Genomic DNA, 24940 nt, shown 5'->3' with positions numbered 1-24940 from the left:
GAAGCGGCGATCAGGCCTTGAGGATCTCGAGGGTCTTGGCGACCATGCGGCGGGTTGCCGTGACCATGTTGAGGTTGGCCTCGTAGGAGCGCTGGGCCTCGCGCATGTCCATGTTCTCGATCAGGCCGTTGACGTTGGGCATCGCCACCTCGCCCCTGGCGTTGGCGCTCGGATTGCCCGGATCGTACTTGGTCCGGAACGGCGAGGTATCGCGGCGCACCCGCCCCGCCTCGATCAGCGACGCGCCGGTTTCGCGGTCGACCTGCTGGGTGAAGGTCGGGATCTTGCGGCGATAGGGCTGGCCGCCGACGGCGCTCGGCGCGGAATCTGCGTTGGCGATGTTCTCGGCGATGATTCGCATCCGGCTCGACTGGGCCTTCAGGCCCGAGGCGGCGGTGGTGAGGGATTTCAGGAAGTCCATGGCGCGCTCCGTCAGGCGTAGGATGGCCGCTCAGCGCTTGCCGATGGCGATTTTGATGGTGTCGAGGCTCTTCTGGTAGAGCGAAGCGGCCATCTGATAATCCGCCTGGTTGTCGCCGGCCTTCATCATCTCCTCTTCGAGATTGACGCCGTTGCCGTTGGGACGGATCTCGAAGTCCTTCACGCGGCGCGGGTCGGCTCCGGGACCGTCCGGGCCTCCACCCGGGGCGATGTGGGACACGTTGGTCACCGCGAGGCTGCTGCTCGTGGTGGCGCCCTGCGGCTGCGACAGGACGGGACCGGATCGTCCGAGGTCGGGGCTGGCGAGATCCCGCGGCTTGAAGCCGGGCAGGTCGGCATTCGCCACGTTCTCGGCCAGGAGCTTCTGGCGCGTCTGGTGCCACTGCATCCGCGTGCGCAGCATGCCGAGAATGGGCAGGTCGGTGACGGACATGGGCGAGACCCTCCCCTCACCCGGAAGAATCTGCCCGGTGGGACCGGCAAAATCTGCCGCCCCCATGGTTAACGCCCGGTTAAACCCCGGGCGTCTCCCTCGAAGTAGGAACAGACCTCAGGGCGTTCTCTGCGTAGGTGGTTTCGCCCGTGGGCATTCCGCGGGCGGTGGCCCACTGGGATTGAGGGGCGCACAAGCCATTGGCGGACCGGCCGACCGGGCATCCTCGCTGGGATGGCGGAGGGCACCGCGGCTCCAGAGAACGCCGAGGGTGATGGCGGCCGCGAGGAAGAGGCCGGCGGCGAGGAAGGGGATCCAACGCGGAACGGTCATCGCCTCAACCCGTCTCGGAGGCGCCCTGCCGCTCGCGCCAGAGCACGTAGGGATGGTCCTCCACCGCCACGGGAAGGTGCTCCACGCGCATCGGTTGATCGCCCAGGGGCTGGCAGAGTTCGGCATAGATGCCGGCGCCGAGGAGTCCGTGGCGCTCGCCCTCCTCCGCGCTGTAGGCGAAGTAGGCCTGTTTGATGCCGGCCAAGCGCATGGCCGCATGGCACATCGGGCAGGGGCGACCGCTGGCATAGACGATGCAACCGTCGAGCTTCGGCCGCCCGAGCCGACGGCTTACCTCCCGGATCGCCACCATCTCGGCGTGGTCGGTGGGATCCTGGGTGATCGCGATAGTGTTGACGGCCCGCGACAGCACATCGCCATCGCGTACGATCACGGCGCCGTAGGGGCGCCCGCCCCGGAGAACGTTGTCGCGGGCCAACGCGACCGCGTCGCGCAGATGCGCTTGATGCCGATCTTCCACGGATGCCACGTCGAACCACCTCCGGCTGTGTCGTCCATCCAACGCGCCAGGACCGCTGGCGGGTCCCGTTTCGAGACGAGCGGCAGACGACCGCTTGATGCGCCGCTAACCGCGGGCGGGGCACTGTCATTCCAGGCCGCGTTGCGTATCGGCTTCGCCGTGGAGACACGGCACGCCCCGCCGCTCCGTGATCGGATCGGGCGGCGGGGCGTCCTTGGCGAACCGCAAGTCCTTCGAGAAATTGCCGAATTTGTCTTGGCCAAAGGAGCTGTTAACGAAGTCTTAACGTTGTTGCCCGCGCTGGCGCCGGACATGATACTGGGTTTTCCAGTGTTGCGTCGGGCCACGAGCCCCAAAAGCGAGAGACCCCGGTCTTGTCATCGTTCTTCAGCTCGGATGGCTCGTTTCCCCTCCAGTTCGCCATCATCTTCGTCGTCATCTTCCTCATCCTTGCGGCGGGCGTCTTCCTGATCCGGCGACTCGGCGGGAAGGGATCGCCCCTCTCCGGCAAGAATTCTCCCCGCGGCCGCCAGCCGCGACTCGGCATCGTCGACATCTACGAGCTCGACCGTCAGCGCCAACTGATTCTGCTGCGGCGCGACAACGTCGAGCATCTGCTTCTCGTGGGCGGCCCCAACGACGTCGTGATCGAGCGCAACATCCTGCGCGGCATGAGCGCCCGGATGGCGTCCGATGAGACCGCCTTCGACGAGGCTCCCGAGCCGGTGCTGAAGACGATGCCGGAACCGCCGGTATCCGAGCAGGCTCCGGTCCCGAGCCTGGCGCCATCCGTTCCGCCCGTTGCTCCCTATCGTGAGCCGGTCTTCGAGATGGCGGTGCCGTCCCCCGGCGCGGATTACGAGGTGGCCCCACCCCTGGGCGATCGCCCGCGTGCGGCTGCTCCAGAGCCGATGCCGGGCGTCCCGGCCCCGGAGCCGGCCGCGCCGCGACAGCGCGACTCCCAGATTGCGCGCGTCATGCGCCGGACGCCGCCCTCCCTGGCGAACTTCGTTCCTGCCGCGATCGCGGACCGCGTCGGCCTGCCGGAGCGGGGATCCGAGCCCGAAACCGGTCGCGACACGCCCGCGGAGGCGGTCGCCGCACCGGCGCCTTCCGTCTCGGCATCTCCCGTCTCGGCACCCACAGCCCGCGGCGTCGATGCCGCGATCCTCTCCGACATGGCACGCCAGCTGGAGGAGGCCCTGCGCAGACCCTCGGCGGCGGTCCGTCCCGCCATGCCCATGCAGAGCCCCGTGGCTGAGGCCGTCGCGCCTGCGATGCCCGAAGACAGGCCTGACGCCCCGGAAGCGCGCCCCGAACCCCAGCCGGAGGTGAACCGGGTCCCGGTCGCCGAGGCGCCCGGCATCGATCCCATCGCCGCCGCGATGGCGGCCACCGCTGAGACGTCGGCATCGGACGAGCGGATCGCCGTCGAACCGCGGTCTGCCGTCGACGACGCGCTCTTCGCCGATCGTATCGAGGAGCCAGAGCTCGAGGCCGTGCCGTTGGAGCCGCCCGCTCCGCTTCAGCCTGCTCCGATCGAGCCGGACCCCGTGATCCACGCGGCGGTCGCCGACGCGCCGGAGGTCGAAGATGCCGCTCCCCCGGCGGTGATCGAATCGCCACCCGCCGCAGCGCCGACCCCGCCGCCTCCCGCTCCTGCGCCCGCAAAGGCGCCAGCCAGCCCTAATCCGTTCTCCGTGGAAGAGATCGAAGCGGAGTTCGCGCGGCTACTCGGCCGCCCTCTGGATCGCAAGCAGTAGACGGATCCGGGGGCGCCCCGCACCCGACCCGCACACCCCGCCGGGGCCGAGTTCGCATGGCCTCGCACGGGGATGCGGCCCGGGGCGCGAATGCTAAGAGGGGCGCGCGGCCGCGTCGCGTCGCATCGCCCGGAACCGGTATGACCGACCCCCGCTCCTTCCCCCTGAGACGCTTGCGCCTACCGGTCTCGATCGGCCTGGGGCTGGCCTGTGCCGCGACGGCGGTGCAGGCCCAGAGCCTTTCGGTCGATCTCGGCACCGGCGGGGTGACCGAACGGGCCCTCCAGCTCGTCGCGCTTCTCACCGTCCTCGCACTGGCGCCCTCGGTGCTGGTAATGGCCACGTCCTTCACCCGGATCGTGGTGGTGCTGTCGATTCTGCGCTCGGCGCTGGGGACCCAGAGCGCCCCGCCGAACGCGGTGGTCACCAGCCTGGCGCTGTTCCTGACCGCCTTCGTGATGGCACCGGTCGGGCGGGAGGCTTATCGCAATGGCATCGAGCCGCTGATCGCCGGGCAGATCACGCAGAGCGTCGCCTTCGAGCGCGCCTCCGCACCCTTCAAGACCTTCATGCTGAAGAACGTCCGCGAGAAGGATCTCAAGCTCTTCCTGGATATGGCGAAGGCTCCCATCCCGGCCGGTCCCGAAGCCGTCGGCCTCGAAGTGGTGACGCCGGCCTTCATGATCTCAGAGCTGCGCCGTGCCTTCGAGATCGGCTTCCTGCTGTTCATCCCCTTCCTGATTATCGACCTCGTCGTCGCCTCGATCCTCATGGCCGTTGGCATGATGATGGTGCCACCGGCGACCGTGGCGTTGCCGTTCAAGCTGATCTTTTTCGTCCTCGTCGACGGCTGGACCCTGGTGGCGGGCTCACTGGTGCAGAGCTACGGGACCTGAAGGGCCGCGTGAGCCGGTGGCCGCGCACGAAAAAGGGCGCCCGAGAGCGCCCTTCCCTATCGTCACATGCCGGTTCGCGCGATTAGCGCTCGAGGTAGCTCTTCAGGGTCGAGATGCGGTTGCCGACGAGGCGCACGGCGCGCTTCAGGCGATCTTCGGACACGCCGAGGCGCGTGGCCATCGCGCTGCGCTGCTGGGTGTCGAAGATGTCGAGGTGGGTCTTTCCGGTCGTGGTGTCGAGCGGTTCCGTGAGCATGGGAAGGCCTCTGCTGTGCCGGGCTGGAACGTAAGCCGCACGGGTGATTGGGATTGGAGGCAGAACGTCGCCGCGGCGCGTTTGTTGCGCTGGGCCCGACAGAATTCGGCGAATCGCATCCGGCTTTTACGCCGCATGTCCGGCGTGACGTCGTCCCCGCTCAGCCGGGCGGGGTCGCACTCGCCTGGGCGTCGGCCCGCGCATCCGTCTCGCGCTTGCCCGGCGCCGGCACGGCGCTCTCGGGATAGCGCTTGCGGTATTCCGAGAGGAACGCCTGGAGCGTTTCGGCACTGGTGGCCTTCTGCGCGATTTCGCGGAAGCCCGCGGTGCGGACGGCGTTGGCTTGGGTGAGAAGGGCGAAGGTGCGGGCATCGACGCTCTCGGCCATCGGACCCGCAAATTTCGCCCGGAGGCGCTCGAGGCCAAGGGTCTCGCCAGCGAGCCCGTAGGCGATCGCCGCGCGCAGGATGTCCGTGCGAGCGTCGTCGTCGAGGGGTACGCGGCGGCGCCAGGCATCGCCGACCAGTGCCTCGTGCGCCTCCCCGGCGTCGCGCCAGCGCCGGCCGGTCCAGAGGATGTCCGCCCTGAGGCGCTCGGCATCCGGCCCCGTCTCGCCCTCGATGGTCTCGAGAGCGAGGTCGGTGCGGGACAGGTCGGACAGGGCACGCGCCCGCAGCAGCGCCCGCGCCCGGCGCAGATCCTCGGGGAGTTCGGGCAGGTAGGTGGCGTCCAGGGTCTGGAGGGCCTGGAGGGGCTTCTCGTCCATGAGCCGGATGGCCGCGAGTCGCGCCGCCGTGCCCGCACGGCTGGGCCCCGTCAGGCGATGGTCGACCTGATGCTGCAGCAGTTCGCCCGCAGAATCGAGGAGGTCCAACTCCACGAGGCGATCCGACAGCCGCCGTACGATCTCGTCGCCGCGACGGCCCAGTGGGGCGAACTCCTTGAAGTCGAAATACAGTGCCAGGGCCTCGACTCCGGACAGCTTGGAGCTGCGCTCACCGAGGTAGAGATCCTCGAAGAGGGTCTGGGCCATGTCGTGCACGTCGCGCACCAGCGGTGAATCCGTGCCGGTGGAATCGGCGCGGCGGGCGGTCATCATCGCCTGACGCCAGCGTCCCGCCTCGACGTAGAGCTTGGCCAGGGCCGAGATGGTTCGCGGCTCGAGGTCGCCGCCGTGCCAGGACAGGGCCAGGAGCTCCAGGCGCTCGATGGCATCCGCTACCGTGATCTTCCCCGCCGCGTGCCCCAGCACGGTGGCCCTCAGGCGGGCCGAGGCGGCGACCCCTGCCTCTCCGCTTTCGCTGAGGCGCTCGTAGGCATCGAGGGCGGCCACGGTCTGGCCGGTGACCTCGTCGATCCGGGCGCGCAGCAAGGCCAGTCGTTCCTGGGTCGGGCGGTCCGCTGCGCGGGTGGCCGCGACGATCTGGCGGTTGGCTGCATCCCAGTCTCCCGTCTCGACCGCGGCCTCGGCGGCTGCGGTGCGCAGGAGGGCCTGGAGGTCTTCGGGGTAGCGGTCGAGCACGCTCGCGGTCGCGCGGAACGAGGCATCGGCCGCGCTCCAACGGCCTTCGAGGGCTTCGAGGTAGCCCTGCCACAGCCGCGCCTCGGGATCGTTCCTGAGGATCTCGACGGCCAGACCCGTGCGCATGTCGGACATGCGCCCGATCAGGGCGTTTCCGATTACGGTGAGCATCGGAACATCGCGCTGGCCGGCCAGGACGGGATCGTCGCCGAAGGCGGTCTTGAGGACGCCGAGCGCTTCCAGGGAGAGGCGATTGGCGAGCATCGTGCGCGCCAGGACCATTCGGAGCGGTCCGCGCGCGGCACGCGGTGCCTCCGCGGCCGCTTGAAGCTGGTCGCGGATCAGCTCGCGGGTGTCGCCGCGCTGCGAGGCCTCCCAGGGACCCCGGTCCACGGCGAGGTCACTGAGGGTTATCAGGGGCGCCTCGGCGGGGCGCGCGACGCCGGAGACGGCCATGCCGCTTTCCCGGCTGATCGCGACCCCGTCGAGGTCCGGCCGCACGAGGAGGTCGTCCGCCTGCGCCAGGACTGCGACGCCCTGCCGGCTCGGCAGCAATTCGAAGTCGACGAAGATCTGCCGTTTCGGAATTCCGGCCGGCTTCGGGCCCCGGCCCGTCACGACGGCGATGCGCTCCCCGTCGAGGCTGAGCCAGGAGGCGACCCCGGGGTTCGGGAGGCGCACGCCGACACTGATCCGCCCGGCCGCATCGGTGACGCGAATCGCCGAGAGGGCGTCGCTCGCAGACAGGTTCTCGCTGGCCACCAACTCCCAGCCGGTCGGGGCCCCGGCGGGGCCGACCGGCACAAGGTCCAGGAGCCGGTCGCGCGGAACGAGAAAGCGCACGGTCACGATCCGACCGGTTCGCGTTGGCGGACCGAGCGGCGCGAGCATGGGATCGCCCGCGGGGACGACGACCGGCTCTGCGGTCTCGAAGACCAGGTTGGCGATGCCCGCGCGCTCGAACAAAGCGGCCGGCGGCATGGTCTTGAACGGGAACGCGAGGCCCGGTCCGCTGGGCCGCTGAACCGTCGCGGCGACGGGAGCCGCCGGTGCAGCCCCGGACGTCTCCGTGGTCTGCCCCGGCGACCGCTGCGGTGCCTTCTCGGGTTTGGGTTCTGCCGCCCTCACCTCCGTCGCTCTGGTCTCAACTCCCTTGATCTCGGTCGTCTTGATCTCGGTCGTCTTAGTCTCGGTCGTCTTGGCCTCGCCGACGGGCCCAGCGCCCTCCCCGGCCTTCGCATCCTGCGCGCTGGGCTTGGCCTTCTCGGCAGGCTTTCGGACGAGGTCGATCGTCGCGCCGTCCTCGTCGCTGAAGGTTTGGATCTCGTAGCCGTCCGCAGGGGTGACGAGAAGACGGGCGCCGGTCTCGTCGCTCTCGGCCGACAGGCTCTCGATGGACGGCTTCAGGCGCCCGCGGGTGGCGACCTCGTCGATGCGCCAGGCTCCCGGAATCGCGAGGCGCATGGCCGGGCCGACGGCCTCGAAGCGCGGTGCGGCGGACGCCGGTGCACGCAGGCTCAGGCGGGTGAGCGTCGGAAGATGCGCCAGTTCGAGGCGCAGGGTCTTCGGCTCGGCGGGGGGGCGCGCCGCCCGCAGGGCCGCCTCAGCGGCCTGGGTCCGCCGGAACAGCTCGGCCACCACCTCCGGCGGCAGGGCCGGCGGCAGACCGCTCCAGTCCTGCGGCAGGAGATCGACGAACACCTTCTCCCCCGCCTCCTGGACGTTGACGCGGTAGGGACGTTGCAGGGCAAGGCGTAGGCCCAGTCCGTCGGGATCGCGCCGCACGGCTGTGACGTAGTCCGGCATCTCGGCGGCGATCCGCTCGGGGCCGGCGCTCGCCTTCTCCGAGAAGCCGAGGACGAGCACGGACCCGGACATCCGCGCCTTGACCGAAACCGGGCCGTCGAAGGTCAGGACGAGGCGACCGTAGCGCTCGCTCTGCGCGCCCTTGATCGCCGTGAGTCGTGCGGCGGTCGCGTCCGTCCCCCCGCAGAGAGCCGCGGCCACGATCGAGATCGCGGCGAAGCCAGCCCGAAGCCGACGCCGTCGTGTCGCGATACCGGCATCGAGAGCCATCGCTGGATACGCCAAACCCATGGGGTGGAGCGACTCGCAGCCGAGCCGATCCGCCTTACGCCGCACTGTCCGGCCACTCTCGCGTGTCGAGGCTAACGGGCGCTTAAGACGCGGTGTCGCTTTCTCCGGACCGCTAACGTTTGGCGATCAGACCCGGGATCGTCCGGCCGGTCTCGCCGAAATTCTCGGCGGCGCGCGCGCAATTGGCGGAAATGTCCTTGGTGTATATCTCCGTATAGGCCCGGCTGCGCAGGTTCAGGTCACCCTGGGCCAGATCGTCGGGCGCGACACCGAGGCCGGCGACGACGGAATTCAAGCGCTCGGAATTCGGTTTGAGGTCGCGGCAGTAGGTTTCCACGAAAGCGAGCAGGCCGGCGAGCTTGGCTGCGCTGTTCTTCTGGCGTTCGGCCTTTGCCTCGGCGGCCGTCGGCGGGGGGCCGGGCGGCTTCTCGGGCGGCCGTTCCTCCTGGGCCCATGCCGGCGCCGCCAGGGCTCCGGCCACCATCAGGGTCATCAGGCTTCGGGTCGGCAGGGCCGATCTCTTCATAGCTACGCTCCTCGGGTCCGGCCGCGCCACGGTCCCGCTCAGCTCGTCAGCGCGATGGCGCGCGCCAGCGCGTTGGCGAATCCTTCGAGCGGTACCGTGATGGTGACGGGTTCTTTGGCCTCCGGCTTCGTCGCGGAGACCAGCAGGTTCTTGGCGGTCTTCATCGTGTCGGTCGCCAGGGTGGGCAGGCTGATGGGCACGAGGCATCCCTCCTGGCTGCAGGACAGATAGGGCGCGCCCTTTCCGAGGACGGCCTCGTCGAGCTTGAACGAGATGCCGGGCTCGATGGCGAGGCCGAGCGGCATCAGGATGAAGCCCTGCGCGCGCCCATCGTTGGGCGTCCGGATCTCCAGGGCGAATTCGCGACGGCCCTTGGCCCCCTGGGCCTGCATCACCGCGCATTCCGCCTTCGCGTCGGCCTTCGCGCAGGTCACGGTCCAGTCGCCATAGACCTCGGTGAGGGAGCTCGCACCGGTCGGCCAGCCGGCCGTGGTGGTCGGAGGCGCGGAGGCGGCGGCCGGCATCGGCGCCGCGGGCTTCGCCGGAGCTGGCTTCGGCGGGGCGGCCTTGCGCGGTTTCGGCTTGGCCGGCGCCTCGGTGGCGGCCGGAGCTTCGGCGTCCTGTGCCGCGACGGGAGCCGCCACGGTCAGGGCGAAGCTCAGGACGGCGAGGACTCGGATCAGGCTGATGGACGGCACGTGCTTGGCTCCCCGAACCCGTGCGGTGGGGATTTCATTCGCTCGGGATGCCTGCCCCTAGTCGGGCGCGGACGAACGCGCAATGGAGGCGCGGACAACCCAGTGGATGACCGCCTGCAAACGTCAGGGTGGTCAGCGCCGGGGCGGAGGCGTCGGTGCGTCGATCGCCGCGAGTTCGTTCGGGCCGAGACCGGCCGCGACCGTGGCTGCCGGGCCGCCGGCCTGCCCGCGCGCCCGATTGGCCAGGGCCACGGTGAGCTTCTCCGCGGGCTCCGACTGCATCAGCGCCAGCACCTCGGCCATCTTGCGGGGATTCATCGCCAGAACGATCGGCACGAGGACGTCGAGGCTCAGCCGGTCGAACACCCGCGCGGCGTCCTTCGGCTTCATCGTCTCGTACATTGTGACGATGTTCTTCAGCGCGGCCCGCTCGGCTTCGGCGCGCTGCGAGCCGCCTCCTTCGGCCTTGTCCTCACCCTGCTTGAGCGTGTCGACGCCCTCTTCCAGCTTGCGCTCGGCGGTGCCGAGCAGCTGCTCGCGCAGATCGAGGGCCTCGCTGCGCTGCTTGAGGGTATCGCGCCGCGCGGCGAGGCGCTCGAGGAGGGCGCGCTCGGACGCCGGCATCGGCTCCGGCGGCGGCGGTGGACGCGGTGCCGGCTTCTCGGGCTCCGGAGCCGGCTTCTCGGGTTCCTTCGGCGTCACCGAGCCGGTGGTCGACGGGTCTGCGGGCTCGTAATTCGTGCGGGCCTTGGCGAGGACGCGCGCGAACTCCGGCATCGCCGCACCCGGTTGCGGCTTCGATTCCTCCACCGCGATGGCCGCGACCTTCAGCACCAGAAGCCCGGCCGCCGCCAGGGTCACGGCATCGATCAGGCGCAGCTTCAGCGGCCGCGTCTGACGGAACCGGACCAAGCTGCCGGTCCGTTTCCCGGGGGGCGCCTTCGTCACGCGGCCTTGCTCCGCAGGCGGCCGAGGGCGCGCTCGGACATGGCCAGGGCGGCGGCGGCGGCGACCCCGAGGCGCTCGCCGTTGGGGCTCGACGGTGCGGGCGGTGCGACGCGGACGGGCGGGACCACGCGCTCGAGGTCAAGCGGCTCCCGTGCCGGGGCCGCCGTGCGTGCGAGCTCGCGGGTCGGGGCGGCCTGGGCCACGATGGAGGCGATGCGGGCGATCACCGTCTCACCCGCCTCCACGTGGGCGGCGAGGTCGGTGGCGTAGCGCTCGGCGGTGCCGAGGCGGTCGGCCAGGGTCCGGTCGCACTCGTCGAGGGTGGCGCGCAGGCCGACGATGGCCCGTTCGGCGGTGGAGCTCGCCATGACGAGGTCGCCGATGGTCTGGCGCAGGGCCGCCTCGTCGGCCTTGAGCTTGGTGATGCGGCCGCTCAGGCGCATCGAGGAGACGATGCTGGCGACCAGCAGGACGGCGACGAGGCCATCGGCCAGGAGGGTGACGAGGAGGCTCATGGCTGGTCGCGTCACCCGTCGTTGCGGTTGTTCATGGAGGCTTCGAAGGCCTGGAGCGTGGTGCGCGACCGGCGCAGCGGCCGGGTGAGCTGCACCGCGATGTTGTCGTCGATCCGGCCGATCCGGCCCTGGGTCAGGGCCCAGTCGCCGCAGCGGATCGCGATCAGGTCCGAGGGTTTGGTGTCGAACATCAGGGTGTCGCCGACCTTGAGCGACAGCACCTTCTTCAACGGCAGCATCATCTCGTGCAGCACCGCCTCCATGGTCGCGTCGGCCTGCCAGATCTCCGTGGCGAGGTGGCTTTCCCAGACGTGGTCGCGGCCGAGCTTCTCGCCCATGAAGCTCTGCATGAGCAGTTCACGGATCGGCTCGATGGTGGCGTAGGGGAACAGGATCTGCAGCAGGCCGCCGCGTCCATCCATGTCGAGCTTGAGGCTGATCAGGATGGCGGCGTTGGCGGGCCGGGTGATGGTCGCAAAGCGTGGATTGGTCTCGATCCGGTCGATGGCGAAGCGCACCGGCGAGAGCGGCTGGAACGAGAGCTCGAGGTCCGTGAGGATGATCTCCACCAGGCGCCGCACGAGCTGCATTTCGATGGTGGTGAAGGGGCGTCCGTCGAGGCGGGTCGAGGAGCCGCCGCGCTTGCCGCCGAGGAGCAGGTCGAGGGTCGAGTAGGCGAGATTGGATTCCACCGTGACGAGGCCGGAATTCTCCCAGGCATCGGCCCGGAAGACGCCGAGCAGGGTCGGCAGCGGGATCGCGTTCAGGTAGTCGCCGAAGCGCACCGAGGTGATGTTGTCGAGGGTCACCTCGACGTTGTCCTGGAAGAAGTTGCGCAGGCTGGTCGACAACAACCGGATCATCCGGTCGAAGACGATTTCCAGCATCGGCAGACGTTCGTACTGGACGACGCCCGAATCGACGATGGCGCGCACGCCGCCGGCCCCCGAGGCCGAGAGCTCGCGCAGGGAGAAGCCGAGGACGCCGTCGATCTCGTCCTGGTTCAAGATGCGGTCGTTGCCGGCGAGTTCGGGGAGATTGTCGGTCTCCCCGTCCTCGATCATCGTCGCCCATTCGGCGGCGACGTCGCTGGCATGGGTGGTGGTGCCCTGTTCGGCGAGTGCCGCGCCCCACTCGTCGGCGAGCGAGGCTTCGCCCCCCTCGCCGTTCTGGGCGATGAGGGCTGCGGCCCAGTCGTCCTCGTCGATCTCGTCTTCCGGTCCGGCCATCAGACTCTCGTCACCTGCGAAACTTCATCCATCCCAATCGGCGGCGCCCGCCTACTGGATCACCACGTCCTTGAAGAGGACCGCCTCCGCCCGGGCCGGGTGGATGGCGACGTTGACCCGGCGCAGCAATTCCTCGCGCAAGCGATAGATGCCGGCCGACCCGGCGAGGTCGCTCGCACGCAGTTCGCGCAGGTAGACCTGGAAGGTGTCCTCGATGCGCGGCATCAGGGGCTTCACCTCGCCCTCGACCTTGGCGTCCTTGAGCTCGATCGCGACCTTGATCTTGGCGAAGCGCGTCCGGTCCTGGCCCGGCTCGCTGGCGAGATTGACCATCATCTCGCGGACATCGAGGAACACGACCGGCTTCTTCACCTCGGCGGCCGCTTCGGCGTGGCCGTCGCCGGCCTTCTTCTTCAGGAAGACGAAACCGCCGCCACCCATCAGCGCCAGCACCACCGCGCCGATGATGATGAGCTTCTTCTTGCCGCCTTTCGGGGCCTCGCCCTCCGCGCCCTCCTCACCCTCGGTGGCGGCCTTCTTCGGCTTCTTGGCCATCGCTGGACCTCGGGACTGCGCGGTGGGGCGAGCGGGACCCGCTCGACGACATCGACACCCTCGGATGTCGAACCTCGCAGAGGTATCGGGCCAGCAAGGTTAACGCGTCGTTAAGGCGGCAAAAGCTGCCGGGTCGGACTTGCCGCGCGGTCGGACACGGCAGGCGCTGCCTGGTCGTCAACATCTACTTAAGATACTGACGATGTTCATAGAATACGGATTTCCTAAGCTGGCACGGCCCATGCGGATGTTGGGACATCGTCGCTCGTCGGGGCTGAGAGTGTCATGCAGAACGCATTGTTCGTGGGGGTTTCGAGCCAGGTCGCGCTCCAGCGCGAGCTGGACGTCATCGCCAACAACATGGCCAACATCTCCACCAACGGCTTCAAGGGGCGCAACAGCCGGTTCCAGGAATACCTGATGCCGGTGGCGAGCGCGGATTCCTTTCAGAGGCCGGACCGCCGCGTCTCCTACGTGATCGACCAGGGCACCGCCCTGGACCTCGCCCAAGGACCCATTGAGCAGACCGGCAATCCCCTCCACGTGGCGGTGCGCGGCGAGGCCTTCCTGGTGGTGCGCACCCCGAATGGCGATCGCTACACCCGCAACGGCGCGTTCGAGACCGACGCCCAGGGGACGCTGGTCACCAGCGACGGGTACCCGGTGCAAGGCGAGGCGGGGCCGATCCAGATCGGCCAGCAGGAGACCGGCGTGTCGATCGGCCCGGACGGCACGGTCTCGACCAACCTCGGCATCCGCGGCCGCGTCCGCCTCGTCACCTTCGCCAATCCTCAGGCGCTGACCAACGAGGGCGCGAATCTCTACGCCTCCGCGGCACAGCCGCAGGCCGCCGGCCTCGCCGGCCGGGTGGAGGCCGGCGCCCTGGAGCGCTCGAACGTGAAGCCCGTCATCGAGATGACCCGGCTCATGGACGTGAACCGCACCTACACCATGGTCTCGGGCGTGATCTCGCGCCTCGACGACCTGCGCGGCACGGCGATCCGCCGTCTCGCCGACGTCGCGTAAGGATCTCAGCAGATGCGCGCCCTCTACGCCGCCGCCACCGGCATGGCGGCCCAGGAACTCAACGTCCAGGTCATCTCGAACAACATCGCGAACCTGCGCACCACCGGCTACAAGCGCCAGCAGCCGCATTTCCAGGATCTGCTCTACCAGAACCTGCGCCGGGCGGGCTCCTCGACCTCCGACCAGAATACGCAGCTGCCCGCAGGCCTCGCCATCGGCTCGGGCGTGAAGACGACGTCGACCGCCCGGGTGATGTCGCAGGGGACGCTGACGAGCACCGAGAAGGAATACGACGTCGCCATTCGCGGCGAAGGCCTGTTCCGGGTGACGCTGCCGGACGGACGCACGGCCTACACCCGCGACGGCTCGTTCGACCTCTCGGCCCAGGGGCAGCTCGTCACCCGCGACGGCTACCTCGTCGATCCCGGGGTGACGGTGCCGAACAACGCCACGTCGGTGACGATCAGCGCCCAGGGAGCGGTCCAGGCCACCGTGCCAGGGCAGACCGCGCCGCAGGCCCTGGGCCAGTTCCAGCTCGCCCGCTTCGTCAACAAGGTCGGCCTCGAATCGATCGGCGACAACCTGTTCATCGAGACCGCCGGGTCCGGTCCGGCGATCAACGGTCTGCCGGGCTCGGAAGGGTTCGGCAACCTGCAGCAGAGCTATCTCGAGGAGGCGAACGTCAACGCTGTCACCGAGATCTCGTCGCTGATCGCGGCACAGCGCGCCTACGAGATGAACTCGAAGGTGGTGACCGCCGCCGACCAGATGCTCTCGACCACCTCCCAGATGTTCCGCAGCTGATCGAGGTCCTGACCATGCATGCGCTCAGACAGATCCCCCCCCGCCGCCCGATCCGGGTCTCGACCCTGAGCGTCGCCATCGTGGGCCGAACCCTGCTGGCCGTCCTGGCCTTCTCGTTCCTCACCTTCCAGGTCCTGGCCCAGGAGGCCCGCCCCGCCGGGGCGAGCCTGCGCTTGCGTGGCGACGTCACCGCCCGCGGCGACGTCCTCACCCTCGGCGACCTCGTCGAGGGGGCCTCTGCGGAGACGGCGCAGCGTCCGCTGTTCCGGGCGCCGGCCCTTGGCGCCACCGGCACCATCCAGGCGCGTCGCATCGCCGATGCGGTGGCCGGTCTCGGGCTCGGCCCGGTGGAGACCGGCGGCCGGGTCCAGGTCTCGGTCCAGCGCGCCGCCCGCCGGGTGACGCAGCCGGAGATCGAGGCCGCCCTGAAGCGCGCTCTGGAATCCGGCTACGGCGTCGATCCGCGCAACCTCGCCATTCGTCTCGATGGCGAGTCCCCGACCCTTCTGGCGCCCCTGGACCTGAACGGTCAGGCCGTCGCCCTCGACCTCAGCTACGATCCGCGCTCGCGCCGGATCGCCGGCCTGATCACCCTGGGCGAGCGCCAGGCATCCCTCCGGGTCTCGGGCCAGGTCATGGAGATCCGGGAGGTCGCCGTCCTGGGGCGCAGCCTCAATCGCGGCGAGACGATCAACGCGGCCGACCTGACCCTCGAGCGCCGTCCGCGCGAAGCGACACCGTCGGACGCGCAGGGGTCCCTCGGCGATCTCGCCGGACAGGTGGCGCAGCGCAGCCTCGGTGCCGGTGCGATCCTGCGCTCGGGCGACCTCGCGCCGCCCGACCTCGTGGCCCGGGGCGAGGCCGTCACGATCCTCTTCGATTCCCCCGGTCTCAATCTTTCCCTCCGGGGACTGGCCAACGAGGGTGGCCGCCTCGGCGCCATGATCACGGTCACCAACCCGGTCTCGAAGAAGATCCTGTCCGCCACCGTGATCGGACCCGGCCGCGTTTCCGTCGGTCCCGCGCCCCTGGTGCGCCAGGCCAACGCCGCCCTCGACGGTCCCGCGCTTCAGCGCTGAGCCGCCCCGTCCGCGTCCCCTTTCGGTTTGCCAAAGGTTCGGTCCCGATGACCCACCGCGTCTCTCCAGCCCTCGCCGTCGCGCTCCTCTGCACGACCCTCGGCGCCTGCAACACTGCGGACCGACTGTCCCAGATCGGTGCGACGCCAGCCCTCTCGGCCATCGAGGACCCGACCGCCCAGGCCGGCTACAAACCGGTGCGCCTGCCGATGCCGGAGGTCCAGCCGGTCTCGTACGCTCCGAACTCCCTGTGGCGGACAGGCTCGCGCGCCTTCTTCAAGGACCAGCGGGCCGCCCGAATCGGCGATCTCGTCACCGTGAAGGTCAATGTCACCGATAAGGCGAACCTGAACAACGAGACCAAGCGCTCGCGCTCGAACGCCGAGGGTTTCGGCCTGCCCAACGCCTTCGGCCTAGAGAGCAGCAAGGGGGTGACGGCGGCCGGGATCAGCCCCGACAAGCTCATCAACGCCACCTCGACCACATCGAGCGACGGTGCCGGTTCGGTTCAGCGCAACGAGACCGTCACCACCAGCGTCGCGGCCATCGTCACGCAGGTCCTGCCCAATGGAAACCTCGTGGTGGAGGGCAAGCAGGAGATCCGCATCAACTTCGAGGTCCGCGAACTCATCGTCGCGGGCGTGGTCCGGCCCGAGGACATCGAGTCCGACAACACCATCGATTCGAGCAAGATCGCCCAGGCCCGGATCGCCTATGGCGGACGCGGCCAGATCACCGATGTGCAGCAGCCGCGCTACGGTCAGCAGCTGGTCGACGTGCTCCTGCCGTTCTGAGCCCCATCGGAGCCCGTTCGTCCCTCTCGGAGAACGGTTTGGATCGCGGTCCGCCCGCGACCAGCCCGCTCAGTCGTCCCGGTAGACGCGCTCGCGTCGCTCGTGACGCTCCTGCGCTTCGAGCGACAGCGTCGCGATGGGGCGGGCATCCAGGCGCTTCAGCGAGATCGGCTCGCCGGTCTCCTCGCAATAGCCGTAGGAACCGTCCTCCAGCCGCGCCAGGGCGGCGTCGATCTTGCCGGTGAGCTTGCGTTGCCGGTCCCGCGCTCGCAACTCGATGGCCCGGTCCGTCTCGGACGAGGCACGATCCGCCAAATCGGGATGATTTTCGTTCTCGGTCTGTAACGCGACCAGCGTATCTTGGGCCTCACGTAGAATATCGGACTTCCAGCCGAGCAGTTTGCGACGGAAATACTCCCGCTGCCGATCATTCATGAACGGCTCGCTCTCACTCGGTACGTACCCGTCCTCAATCGTGACCTTCGCCATTCGCGCCTCTTGCAGCCGGTCCGCGGCGATCGTTTTGCGTGGCTATAATGCAGGGTGCAGGCCACGACAACGCATCGTGGTTACCGCACACCGCAATCCTCTCGGATGTTTTGCGCGCTGCGGCAAACACGCAACGGCTGCAAACACGCCACCGGAGGCTGTGCGTTGCAACAGCGGCTGCGCTTTGTCACCTAGAATCTGTCCTGCGTTAAAATGCAGGTCTCAGTGGCGAGGGATCAGGACCGGACCTGCATCTGCCGACAGGCCGGGGCGGTCCGGCGGAGAACGCGGGCGACGCCGTCCCGTCGGGGTCGCACGGGCCCATGCGCAAAGCTATTGCTGGCTTCTCTCGTTCTCAGGGCCAGGGAGGTGTCCTCAAGGAAACGATAATTTTCGGTGCTACCAGGCAATTCTATCCTAAGACACTGCAGACAAAGCGAGAAATTGAAGAAAAATCCCAGGGGAACTGGCCTCGGCGGGTGTGGTTCTCCCATGGCGACGCTTGCGGGACCCTTCCGGTTTCTCGGCCCTGACTCCGCTGGTGATCGCATCCTTTTCCACCGTCACGACTTCGGAGATCGCCCCATGGCAGCCAAGGCCAAAACCCTGCACGACGCGTTCTACGAGACCCTCAAGGACGTCTACTACGCCGAGAAGCAATCCGTCCGAGCCCTGAAGAAGTCGGCCAAGGCGGCCGAGCACGCGGAGCTTCGCAGCGCGTTCGAGACTCACGCGGAGGAGAGTGCCGAGCAGGTGGAGCGGCTCCAGCAGGTCTTCGAGATCATTGGCAAGCCGGCCCGCGCCAAGACCTGCGAGGCGATGCAGGGCATTACCTCCGAGATGGAGGAGGATCTCGAGGATTTCGGCGATAGCCCAGCCGCCGATGCGGTGCTGGCTGCCTGTGCCCAGGCCGTCGAGCATTACGAGATCGCCCGCTACGGCACCCTGAAGACCTGGGCACGCCAGCTTGGCTACGAGGATGCCGCCAAGCTCCTGGAACAGACCCTCGAGGAGGAGAAGAAGACCGACGCCCTGCTGAGCCAGATCGCCGAGCGGATCAACACTGAGGGCAGCGAAGTCGCCGCCGGATCGGACGACACGCCGCGCGCCAAGAAGACGAAGGCCTGAGGTCGGCTCCGGCTCCCGCGCCTCAGGCGGCGCGGGCGGCGGACAGCTTGGCGAGTTCGACCGCGGCCCGCAGCTCGATCTCGGCGATCAATCCATCGAGACGGGGGTCGCCGCTGGTGCCGCTGCGCTCCGACAGGCGGGCCGCGATGGCCTGCAGGTCGCGCGTCGAGACGCGGCCCATGATCAGGGAGGCCTTCAGCCGGTCGAGCCCATCGAGCAGGTCGTTGCCGCGCTGGGCCGACCGGCGCCGGCGCTCCTCCGGCGTATCGGTGTTGCTCTGAAGCGTGAGAATGGCATCGAGACCGGCGAGCGATGCCGCGGCGGTGGTGCCCGGCCCGCCCGCGTTCGTTGCCGGGCTGGCGACGGCGAAGGCGGGCGCGCCTTCGCTCCGGCGCGGTGCCGCGCTCGGGCCGGTGCTGGCAGTGACGAAGCGGGTGTCGACGCGCATGAGGTGAGACCGATCGGGGCGATGGTCCGCCCGGCGCCGGCAGAATCCGGCAAGCGTGGTTAACCGGTCGTAAATGACCCGGCAGAACGTGCCGGGTCGGCATGAAGCGTCCGGGACCTTTGCCCGGCCGGCGTCGGTATTGCCAGAGAATATCGTTCAAAAACAACGCTTTGGCGCAAGCGTTCGGTTGGCATGGTCCTGGCAGACTGGACAGGACCTTCCCGTCGCAAAGTGCGCCATGACCGACACTCCGAACGGCCCCACCCGAATCCGGCGCTTCGCCCTCTGCATTCTGGCAGGGTGGGCGATGCTGGTCGGCCAGGCGGTCCCCGCCCTCGCCCTGTCGCGGGTCAAGGACCTCGCCAGCGTGGAGGGCGTGCGCCAGAATCAGCTCGTGGGCTACGGCATCGTGGTCGGGCTCAACGGCACCGGCGATACCCTGAACAACATCCCGTTCACGAAGCAGTCCCTCCAGGCGATGCTGGAGCGCCTCGGCGTGAACACCCGCGGCGCTACCATGCGCACCCAGAACCTCGCAGCCGTGATGGTGACCGCGAGCCTGCCGCCCTTCGCCACCCAGGGCAACCGCATCGACATCACCGTCTCGTCCCTCGGCGACGCCAAGTCCCTCCAGGGCGGCACCCTCCTGGTCACGCCGCTGCTGGGCGCCGACGGCGAGGTCTACGCCCTGGCGCAGGGCTCGGTGGCCATCGCGGGCTTCTCGGCCGAAGGCGACGCCGCCAAGATCACCCGCGGCGTTCCCACGAACGGGCGGGTGCCGAACGGCGCGATGATCGAGCGCGAGATGGCGTTCAAGATGAACGACATGCGCTCGCTGCGCCTGTCCCTGCGCAACCCCGATTTCACCACCTCGAAGCGCATCGCCGCCGCGATCAACGACTTCATGGGCGCCGATACCGCCGAACCCACCGATCCAGCCACGGTGACCCTGCAGATCCCTGCCCGCTACAGCGGCAACATGATCCGGCTCGTGACCGAGATCGAGCAGCTGAAGGTCGAACCCGACCAGACCGCGCGGGTCGTCGTCGACGAGCGTTCGGGCATCATCGTGATGGGCCGCGACGTGCGGGTCTCCACCGTGGCGATCGCGCAGGGCAACCTCACCGTCACCATCACCGAGCAGCCGCAGGTGAGCCAGCCGGCTCCCCTCTCCAACGGCACCACCACGGTGGTGCCGCGCACCGGCGTCAAGGTCGACACGGGCGACGGCAACAAGCTCGCCCTGGTCAAGGAGGGCGTGACCCTGCGCGAACTCGTCGACGGCCTCAACGCCCTGGGCGTCGGCCCTCGCGACCTCATCTCGATCCTGCAGGCGATCAAGGCCGCGGGCGCCCTCCAGGCCGATATCGAGGTGATGTGATGCCTCTCGCCGCCCTCTCCCAACTCCAGCCGGAGACCTGAACCCATGCTGTTCGCGCCCCTCGCCGCCAGTGCCGCCCTCGGGGTCGGCAAGGCCATCGTCGGCGACATTGCCAAGACCGTTCAGAGCGCGGTCGGCGGGAGCGCCGGCAGCACCGCGAAGTCGGCCGCCGAGGCCAAGGCCAAGAAGGCCTCGACCGACTTCGAATCGATGTTCCTGGAGCAGTCCCTCGACCGCCTGTCGCAATCCGAGGGCACCGACGGTCCGCTCGGCGACAACGGCACTGGGGGTGGCGTCTACCGGTCGATGCTCACCAAGGAATATGCCGGCCAGATCGTGAAGAGCGGCGGCGTCGGTATCGCCGACCAGGTGTTCCGCGAGATGATGAAGATGCAGGAGGGTGCCGGTGCAAAGGTCAGCTGACGTTCCCGCGCCCAGCGTGTCGGACCGGGCCGGGGCGACGGCCCTGGTCGCCGGGGTGATCGCGAGCCTCGAAGCGCTCGAGGGCGTGCTCGCCCGCGAGAGCGACCACATCCGCGTCGGCCGCCTGCGGGAGGGCCTCGCCGAGAACGAGCGCAAGTCGGCCCTGGCGGCCGCCTATTTCCAGGGCCTCGAGGCGACGAAGGCTAACGCCATCGCCCTCGCGCGCTTCGCGCCGGAGGGGATCGCCACCCTCAAGGCGGCCCATGCCCGCTTCGCCCATGCCCTGGAGACCAATCAAGCCGTCCTAGCGACGGCCCGAACCGTGTCGGAAGGCCTCGTGAAGACCCTGGCGGACGAGATCGGGCGCACCCGCACGCCCACCGTCTATGGCCGCCCGTCCCAGGGCCCCTCCCCCTATGGCCGCAGCGGGGTCGCGCGAAGCCAGCCGCTGGTGCTGTCGCGCAGCCTCTGAATAACAGGACGCGCGGCGGGACGCCTGTCCGCGGGGCGCGTCAGGGACGCCCGTGACCCATGCGGACGAAGGCACGCACCGGCCCGAACTCGGATTCGCTGCGCGTGTCGATCGAAAGCTGCCCCGCCGTGACCGGCGCGGCGCCGTGGCTGCCGACGTCGATGCCACCGACGGCGCGGCCGCTGAGGCGGATGCAGGTGGGTGAGCCCGGCACGCGGACGAAGCCCGCACCCTGTTTCGGGCAGGGCAGACGTTTCTCCCCCTGAACCTGTGGTCGGAGACGCTCCGCCGCGCCGGCTCCCACCGAGAGGCCGGGCACGATCAGCATCGCCATGGCCAGCACGGTAGGCATCCTGGGGGTCATGGACCGGGCTCCCGCATTCGCTCCGGCCCCTGGGTTAAGCCATCCCGGCCGCCGGACCAACTCGCCGATCTCAGCTGAGATAGTTCACTAAGTTCAGCTTCGAGAGCATCGAGGTGACCTGGTAGCTCGCCTGGAGCTGCGTCTGCAACTGCAGGAGCTGCGCCGTCACATCCTCCGCCGAGATGTTCTCGACGCCGTCGAGCGAGCCCTGAAGGGCGTTGCGGTTGGTCCGGTTTTCCATCTTGGTGTCCGAGAGGGTACTGGCGGCGAGGCCGAGATCGCTGGCGATGCCCGGAACGCCCCCCGTGGTGTTGTTCGAGACGAGCAGGGTGCCGGCGTGGTCGGCGAGCGCGCTGAAGCGTTGGGCCTCCGGCGTCCCGCTGACGGCCGTCGTTCCCGCATCGGCCGCGATCATGGCGAGACCGGCGAGCACCTTCCGGATCGGAGCTTCGTTCGCCTGCACGCCGATGTTCAGGACCCGGTTCGCCCCGATCTGCGCCGTGGCCGTGGCGCGTGGATCCGACGAGGTGTCGTCGCCCGTGTACCAGATCACGGTCTTGGTGCTGGCCGCTTCGGCGTAGCCGTTGTCGTCGAGGCTGATGCGCCGCGGTGCGAGGCCGGCGGATTGCGACCCGGCGAAGAAATCCTGTGCCGCTCGGGACGCCGAGCTCGCCGCGAGGCTGGTGGAAGCCGCACCCTTCAGGGCATTGGTGACGGCCTGCGAGAGACTGTTCGCGACAGCCTGTGGACCGCCTGCCAGGGAGAACTCGGTGGTGGAGGTCGGATCGGCGTTGGGGCTGGCCGTCAGGGTCAGGGTCTGGGTCGTGCCGTCGCGCATGGCAACGCTGACCGTCACGGTGTCGCCCGCGACGGGTGTTCCATTGACGCCGAGCGTCAGCGACGCCGGCGTGCCGGTTCCGAAATTGGCTTGCACACCGAGATCGGTGGGGGCCTGGATGCTCGCGACCGGCGAGGTTGCGAAGCGAGTGTTGAGGTAGGTCTGCGCCTCGGCCGCCGTGGCGAAGACCGGCATGGTGTCTGTCGCGCCCGCCGACGAGGACGCCTTCGCGGTGAGATCGACGAAGCTCTGCGTCCCGTCCGGCTGATTGATCGCGATCCGAAGGCGATCGCCGTCGGCCGGCGGCTTCGCCAGGGTGAACGTCACAGGCGGAGCCGTTGCATCGGTGGTTTCGCTCGCGGAGATCGCCGTCGCGTTGGAGCTCGTCGCCGAGAGGAGCCGAAAACCGAAATTGGCCCGCGTCTCGGTTCCGGCGGCCCCGGTCCCGTCCTCGCTGATCGTCACGGTGTTGGCCGACGTCCCGGTCACGGAACTACTGACCCGGCCAGATCCGTTCGGCAGACCGAGGTCCGCGGTCTTCTGCTCCGATATCAGGGTCTTCAGGCCGGCGAGGCCCTTGGCGACGTCGCCGTTCAGCATCGTGTCGGTGGCGGCGACCGGGGGCGAGTCGGTGGCGCGGCCGCCGAAGATGTATTGGCCCGCGAGATCGACGTTCAGGGCATCGACCGCCGCGTCCAGGCTGTTGCGCGCGACCTGCGGTGTGTTGGCGATCGTCGAGCTGTTGCTGGCGGTCAGCGAGCGCCGCATCCCGTCGCCGAGGGTGTTGATCTGCGTCACGCTCGCGTTGGCGAGGGTAACGCGGGTCGTCGCGTTCGTGATCACCGCGTCGTAGCCGTCGAGGGCGCTGAGGGCCGCGTGCGCGCTCAGGCTGGTCGTCCGCCCCGTGCCGAGGCTGCCATAGGTCGTGCCGACCTTGCCGCTGGAGAGCTGGTTCGTCAGCGTATCGAGGCGACTCTTCAGGCCGACGAGGTTGGCCGTGTTGCGGTCGCCCAGATAGGTGCTGGCATTGAACGGAGCGATGCTCATCGGTGCCTCGGAAGTGGGCGGGGTCTCGGTCGGGCTCGGCACATGGGGGCTCGGCCTCAGATCCGCAGGAGGGTGTCGAGGAGGTCGCGGGCGGCGGTGAGCACCCGCGCATTGGCGCTGTAAGCGGTCTGGAGCTGCACGAGCTTCGACATCTCCTCGTCGATGCTCACGCCGGAGACGGAGGCGACGCGGGACTGGGCGGTCGCCAGCGCGATGCCCTGCCCTTCGTCGAGGTCCTGCGCGGAGGCCGCTCCCGCCCCTTGGGCGTCGATGATCCGCTGGGCGAAATCCTGGACGCTCGCGGTGTAGGGCGCCGCGACGCCGCCGATTCCGCTGGCCGCCGCGAAGGTTCGGCTCGCACCGGTGAGGGCCTGGTACAGGTACTGGGGCCGCGACGCATCCGACGCCAGGGTCTTGGACGAGAGGGTCACGAGGTTGGCGGTGTTGCTGACCACCGCCTGGTTCACGCTGATCCGCTGCGCGAAACCCGTCAGCTGCGAACCGCCGTCGAAGGAGCCGGTGTAGAGCGTGCCCTTCTTGTTTCCGTCGACGAAGAGCGGAATCTGTGCGGCGCCGCTCTGGAAATCGTTCGGGTCTTTCAGTTGCGTGACGCTGGCGCTGACGCCGAGGAGCGTCGGCGCCCCACTCGATGGATCGGTGAGGATGCGCAGGCCGCCGGTGCCGGCGCTCAGCTGGCTGGTGACGCTGAAGCTCGCCCCGAGGGCCGTCTGGATGGCGTCGCGCAGCCCGGCATTGGTCCCCGTCAGCTTGATCGGAAGGATCGATGCCGTCGGGTCGTTGATATCCGCGCGATCGATTTTCGGCTCAGAGTCCGAGGTGTAGGGGAGGAGGACGAGGTTGCGCTGTGTGCCGGCGGCGTCGCGCACGCTCACCGTCACGGCATTACCGGCCTTCAGTCCGGCGAGGTCGATATCCAAGGCCCCCGTCGTCCCGTCGGTGGGCGGGGTACCCACCGCGCTGCGATCCGACAGGGAGCGCGAGAGCCCAGCCGCCAGTTCGTCGAGCTGGCGCTGCGCCTGCGGCAGGACCGAGTCGCGCAGCTCGATCCCGGCGGCGAGCGAGCCGGAGCGAATCGCCTGGGTGGCGATCAGGTCGATCTTGGAGCCGCCGGGCGTCGTCGCGGTGATCGTTCCGACCCCCCGGGTCGCCGCGTTGTCCGTGTATTCCGAGTCGGGCGAGAGCGTGCCGCGTCCGTCGAAGCTGAGAATCGCCGCGGCGCCACGATCGACGAGGGTCATGCCCGACGTGGTGATGACCGTCAGGGTGCCGTCCCGCTGGTCGACGGTCTGGATGTCCAGGAAGGCGGACAGGCCGGTCACGGCCTGGTCGCGCTGGTCGAGCAGGCTGGCGCGGGCCCCCTCGTCGGTGGTGCCCGTGATCTGCGTGTTCAGCTTGGCGATGGAGGCGAGGTACGCACTCGCCTTCGCCGTGTCGCTGCCGAGCTGGCTCTCGGTCGCCGAGCGCAGGTCCTGGACGCCCTGCGCGATCGTGCCGATGGTGGAGGCGAGGTTCGCGGCCTTTGTGACGACCGTGGCACGGGCCGGTGCGGAGGTCGGATCGCTGGCGAGGGCTTGCAGCGACTGGGCGAAGTCGTTCATCACGCCGTCCAGGGCCGTGAACGCGCCGGGGGTCCCGTAGAGCTGATCGAGCTGCGTCCGAACCGCGGAGAGGGAGCCGGTATAGGCGGCACCCGAGGTCTCCATGCGCAGTTGCCGGATGGAGGCCGCATCGAGGGCCCGGCCGATCGTGCCGACCGAGACGCCGGAATTGCCAACGCCCGTCGAGACGGTGTCGAGGGTGCGCTTCGTGTACCCGACCGTGCCGACATTGGCGATGTTCTGCGAGACGACCCCGATCGCGGCCTGGGTCGCCTTCAGCCCGGCGGAGGCGGTGTTGATGGCGTTGAAGCTCACAAAGCCCCTCCCCTCGGTGT

Annotated in this window: 27 protein-coding genes; 10 read left to right on the top strand and 17 right to left on the bottom strand. The window is 69.1% G+C overall.

The features are described 5' to 3' along the window. Nucleotides 1-10: 10 nt before the first annotated feature. The 4 genes from flgC to ASF20_RS24965 form a co-directional block, all read right to left on the bottom strand. The gene (gene flgC / locus ASF20_RS10895) at nt 11-421 is read right to left on the bottom strand and encodes a flagellar basal body rod protein FlgC (protein ID WP_056215858.1); all 411 of its coding nucleotides are present in this window, start codon (nt 419-421) and stop codon (nt 11-13) included. 30 nt (nt 422-451) lie between these two features. Next, nucleotides 452-874 carry a flagellar basal body rod protein FlgB gene (flgB, locus tag ASF20_RS10890; protein ID WP_056274076.1) on the bottom strand — a complete coding sequence of 141 codons (423 nt, stop codon included), beginning with the start codon at nt 872-874 and terminating at the stop codon, nt 452-454. A 337-nt stretch (nt 875-1211) separates the two neighbouring features. After that, entirely contained in the window at nt 1212-1697 is a 486-nt protein-coding gene (locus ASF20_RS10885) for a nucleoside deaminase (protein WP_244476396.1), read from the bottom strand. Between the two features lie 368 nt (nt 1698-2065). Next, nucleotides 2066-2302 carry a hypothetical protein gene (locus tag ASF20_RS24965; protein WP_244476395.1) on the bottom strand — a complete coding sequence of 79 codons (237 nt, stop codon included), beginning with the start codon at nt 2300-2302 and terminating at the stop codon, nt 2066-2068. Nucleotides 2303-2332: 30 nt separating this feature from the next. Between ASF20_RS24965 and ASF20_RS10880 the strand changes: the two genes are divergently transcribed. Further along, entirely contained in the window at nt 2333-3451 is a 1119-nt protein-coding gene (locus ASF20_RS10880) for a hypothetical protein (protein WP_244476394.1), read from the top strand. A gap of 140 nt (nt 3452-3591) precedes the next feature. Next, nucleotides 3592-4347: a flagellar type III secretion system pore protein FliP gene (fliP, locus tag ASF20_RS10875; RefSeq protein WP_056274069.1), complete on the top strand. Its 756-nt coding sequence runs from the start codon at nt 3592-3594 to the stop codon at nt 4345-4347. 82 nt (nt 4348-4429) lie between these two features. On the opposite strand, the gene ASF20_RS23270 is transcribed toward fliP, so the two are convergent. The 8 genes from ASF20_RS23270 to fliL all read right to left on the bottom strand — a co-directional run bounded on the left by ASF20_RS23270 (nt 4430) and on the right by fliL (nt 12693). After that, nucleotides 4430-4603: a DUF3606 domain-containing protein gene (locus tag ASF20_RS23270; RefSeq protein WP_082487900.1), complete on the bottom strand. Its 174-nt coding sequence runs from the start codon at nt 4601-4603 to the stop codon at nt 4430-4432. Nucleotides 4604-4763: 160 nt separating this feature from the next. Continuing rightward, nucleotides 4764-8132, bottom strand: coding sequence for a hypothetical protein (locus tag ASF20_RS10870; protein WP_244476393.1), 3369 nt, complete (start codon nt 8130-8132; stop codon nt 4764-4766). 202 nt (nt 8133-8334) lie between these two features. Continuing rightward, a complete protein-coding gene (locus tag ASF20_RS10865; protein ID WP_056274063.1) occupies nt 8335-8748 on the bottom strand; it encodes a hypothetical protein in 414 nt (137 codons plus the stop codon). Between the two features lie 38 nt (nt 8749-8786). Beyond that, nucleotides 8787-9446: an invasion associated locus B family protein gene (locus tag ASF20_RS10860; protein WP_056274061.1), complete on the bottom strand. Its 660-nt coding sequence runs from the start codon at nt 9444-9446 to the stop codon at nt 8787-8789. Nucleotides 9447-9578: 132 nt separating this feature from the next. Then, entirely contained in the window at nt 9579-10358 is a 780-nt protein-coding gene (locus ASF20_RS10855) for a hypothetical protein (RefSeq protein ID WP_056274058.1), read from the bottom strand. Nucleotides 10359-10390: 32 nt separating this feature from the next. Further along, complete coding sequence (locus tag ASF20_RS10850) at nt 10391-10909, bottom strand: DUF6468 domain-containing protein (RefSeq protein ID WP_056274055.1); 519 nt, start codon at nt 10907-10909, stop codon at nt 10391-10393. A gap of 11 nt (nt 10910-10920) precedes the next feature. Then, nucleotides 10921-12138 carry a flagellar motor switch protein FliM gene (gene fliM / locus ASF20_RS10845; protein ID WP_056215891.1) on the bottom strand — a complete coding sequence of 406 codons (1218 nt, stop codon included), beginning with the start codon at nt 12136-12138 and terminating at the stop codon, nt 10921-10923. Nucleotides 12139-12189: 51 nt separating this feature from the next. Further along, on the bottom strand, nt 12190-12693 hold the full coding sequence (gene fliL, locus ASF20_RS10840; protein ID WP_056274053.1) for a flagellar basal body-associated protein FliL: 504 nt from the start codon (nt 12691-12693) through the stop codon (nt 12190-12192). Nucleotides 12694-12978: 285 nt separating this feature from the next. Between fliL and flgF the strand changes: the two genes are divergently transcribed. From flgF to flgH, 4 genes are read left to right on the top strand one after another with little or no spacing between them, the layout of a single operon-like run. Beyond that, nucleotides 12979-13719: a flagellar basal-body rod protein FlgF gene (gene flgF / locus ASF20_RS10835; RefSeq protein ID WP_056215900.1), complete on the top strand. Its 741-nt coding sequence runs from the start codon at nt 12979-12981 to the stop codon at nt 13717-13719. 12 nt (nt 13720-13731) lie between these two features. Further along, a complete protein-coding gene (gene flgG, locus ASF20_RS10830) occupies nt 13732-14523 on the top strand; it encodes a flagellar basal-body rod protein FlgG (protein ID WP_055951334.1) in 792 nt (263 codons plus the stop codon). A 14-nt stretch (nt 14524-14537) separates the two neighbouring features. Then, on the top strand, nt 14538-15602 hold the full coding sequence (gene flgA / locus ASF20_RS10825; RefSeq protein ID WP_056274051.1) for a flagellar basal body P-ring formation chaperone FlgA: 1065 nt from the start codon (nt 14538-14540) through the stop codon (nt 15600-15602). Nucleotides 15603-15649: 47 nt separating this feature from the next. Beyond that, nucleotides 15650-16396: a flagellar basal body L-ring protein FlgH gene (gene flgH, locus ASF20_RS10820; protein ID WP_056215907.1), complete on the top strand. Its 747-nt coding sequence runs from the start codon at nt 15650-15652 to the stop codon at nt 16394-16396. A 69-nt stretch (nt 16397-16465) separates the two neighbouring features. Here flgH and dksA read toward each other — a convergent pair whose 3' ends face one another. Further along, a complete protein-coding gene (gene dksA, locus ASF20_RS10815) occupies nt 16466-16885 on the bottom strand; it encodes an RNA polymerase-binding protein DksA (RefSeq protein WP_055951344.1) in 420 nt (139 codons plus the stop codon). 585 nt (nt 16886-17470) lie between these two features. Here dksA and ASF20_RS10810 point away from each other — a divergent pair. Next, nucleotides 17471-18013, top strand: a complete 543-nt coding sequence (locus ASF20_RS10810; RefSeq protein ID WP_056274049.1) for a ferritin-like domain-containing protein — start codon at nt 17471-17473, stop codon at nt 18011-18013. Between the two features lie 22 nt (nt 18014-18035). Here ASF20_RS10810 and ASF20_RS10805 read toward each other — a convergent pair whose 3' ends face one another. Next, nucleotides 18036-18461, bottom strand: a complete 426-nt coding sequence (locus ASF20_RS10805; RefSeq protein WP_056274047.1) for a flagellar assembly protein FliX — start codon at nt 18459-18461, stop codon at nt 18036-18038. 307 nt (nt 18462-18768) lie between these two features. Here ASF20_RS10805 and ASF20_RS10800 point away from each other — a divergent pair, with 307 nt between their 5' ends. The 3 genes from ASF20_RS10800 to ASF20_RS10790 are packed head-to-tail and all read left to right on the top strand — an operon-like array spanning nt 18769 to nt 20737. Continuing rightward, nucleotides 18769-19842, top strand: a complete 1074-nt coding sequence (locus ASF20_RS10800) for a flagellar basal body P-ring protein FlgI (protein ID WP_244476397.1) — start codon at nt 18769-18771, stop codon at nt 19840-19842. 45 nt (nt 19843-19887) lie between these two features. Further along, the gene (locus tag ASF20_RS10795) at nt 19888-20265 is read left to right on the top strand and encodes a rod-binding protein (protein WP_056215917.1); all 378 of its coding nucleotides are present in this window, start codon (nt 19888-19890) and stop codon (nt 20263-20265) included. Further along, nucleotides 20249-20737, top strand: coding sequence for a hypothetical protein (locus tag ASF20_RS10790; RefSeq protein ID WP_056274156.1), 489 nt, complete (start codon nt 20249-20251; stop codon nt 20735-20737). The genes ASF20_RS10795 and ASF20_RS10790 overlap by 17 nt, the downstream gene beginning before the upstream one ends. 40 nt (nt 20738-20777) lie before the next feature. On the opposite strand, the gene ASF20_RS10785 is transcribed toward ASF20_RS10790, so the two are convergent. The 3 genes from ASF20_RS10785 to flgK all read right to left on the bottom strand — a co-directional run bounded on the left by ASF20_RS10785 (nt 20778) and on the right by flgK (nt 24920). Further along, nucleotides 20778-21101, bottom strand: a complete 324-nt coding sequence (locus ASF20_RS10785) for a porin (RefSeq protein WP_056274042.1) — start codon at nt 21099-21101, stop codon at nt 20778-20780. Between the two features lie 70 nt (nt 21102-21171). Then, nucleotides 21172-22986 (bottom strand): hypothetical protein, encoded by a 1815-nt coding sequence (locus ASF20_RS10780; RefSeq protein ID WP_056274040.1) that lies wholly within the window; start codon nt 22984-22986, stop codon nt 21172-21174. A gap of 56 nt (nt 22987-23042) precedes the next feature. After that, complete coding sequence (flgK, locus tag ASF20_RS10775; protein WP_056274037.1) at nt 23043-24920, bottom strand: flagellar hook-associated protein FlgK; 1878 nt, start codon at nt 24918-24920, stop codon at nt 23043-23045. Between the last annotated feature and the right edge of the window lie 20 nt (nt 24921-24940).

Origin of the sequence: Methylobacterium sp. Leaf88, assembly GCF_001422795.1 — a bacterium.
Lineage (GTDB): Bacteria > Pseudomonadota > Alphaproteobacteria > Rhizobiales > Beijerinckiaceae > Methylobacterium.
The sequence above is the reverse complement of the archived record's forward strand: the minus strand, read 5'-3'. Positions and strand labels throughout refer to the sequence as shown.